Annotated in this window: 1 protein-coding gene; it reads left to right on the top strand. The window is 37.7% G+C overall.

From position 1 onward, the window contains the following. Window positions 1–1,045: Hop family outer membrane protein HopJ/HopK (hopJ, locus tag EAL49_RS08200; RefSeq protein ID WP_162973145.1), on the top strand; the 1,045-nt coding region annotated here is incomplete at its 5' end. Window positions 1,046–1,053 lie beyond the last annotated feature (8 nt).

Genomic DNA, 1,053 nt, shown 5'->3' with positions numbered 1-1,053 from the left:
CGCTGAAGAAAATGGGGCGTATGCGAGCGTGGGTTTTGAATATTCCATTAGTCATGCCGTTGAGCATAATAACCCCTTTTTAAATCAAGAACGCATCCAAATAATTTCTAACGCTCAAAACCAAATCTATAAACTCAATCAAGTTAAAAATGAAATCACAAGCATGCAAAACACCTTTAACTACATCAACAACGCTTTAAAAAACGATGCTAAATTAACCCCCACTGAAATGCAAGCCGAACAATACTACCTCCAATCCACCCTTCAAAACATTGAAAAAATAGTCACGCTTAGCGGTGGCGTTGCATCTAACCCTAAACTAGCCCAAGCGTTAGAAAAAATGCAAGAACCCATTACTAACCCTTTAGAATTAGCAGAAAATTTAAAAAATTTAGAATTGCAATTTGCTCAATCTCAAAACCGCATGCTTTCTTCTTTATCTTCTCAAATCGCTCAAATTTCAAATTCCTTAAACGCGCTTGATCCTAGCTCTTATTCTAAAAACATTTCAAGCATGTATGGGGTGAGTTTGAGCGTAGGGTATAAGCATTTCTTTACTAAGAAAAAAAATCAAGGGTTTCGCTATTACTTGTTCTATGACTATGGTTACACTAATTTTGGTTTTGTGGGCAACGGCTTTGATGGTTTGGGCAAAATGAATAACCACCTCTATGGGCTTGGGATAGATTATCTTTATAATTTCATTGATAATGCAAAAAAACATTCTAGCGTGGGCTTTTATGTAGGCTTTGCTTTAGCGGGGAGTTCGTGGGTAGGGAGTGGTTTAGGCATGTGGGTGAGCCAAACGGATTTTATCAACAATTACTTGACGGGCTATCAAGCTAAAATGCACACGAGTTTTTTCCAAATCCCTTTGAATTTTGGGGTTCGTGTGAATGTCAATAGGCATAACGGCTTTGAAATGGGCTTAAAAATCCCTTTAGCGGTCAATTCCTTTTATGAAACGCATGGCAAAGGGTTGAACACTTCTTTGTTTTTTAAACGCCTTGTGGCGTTTAATGTGAGTTATGTTTATAGTTTTTAGGGGGGTAA

Source organism: Helicobacter pylori, from assembly GCF_003637665.1.
GTDB lineage: Bacteria > Campylobacterota > Campylobacteria > Campylobacterales > Helicobacteraceae > Helicobacter > Helicobacter pylori_CK.
The sequence above is the reverse complement of the archived record's forward strand: the minus strand, read 5'-3'. Positions and strand labels throughout refer to the sequence as shown.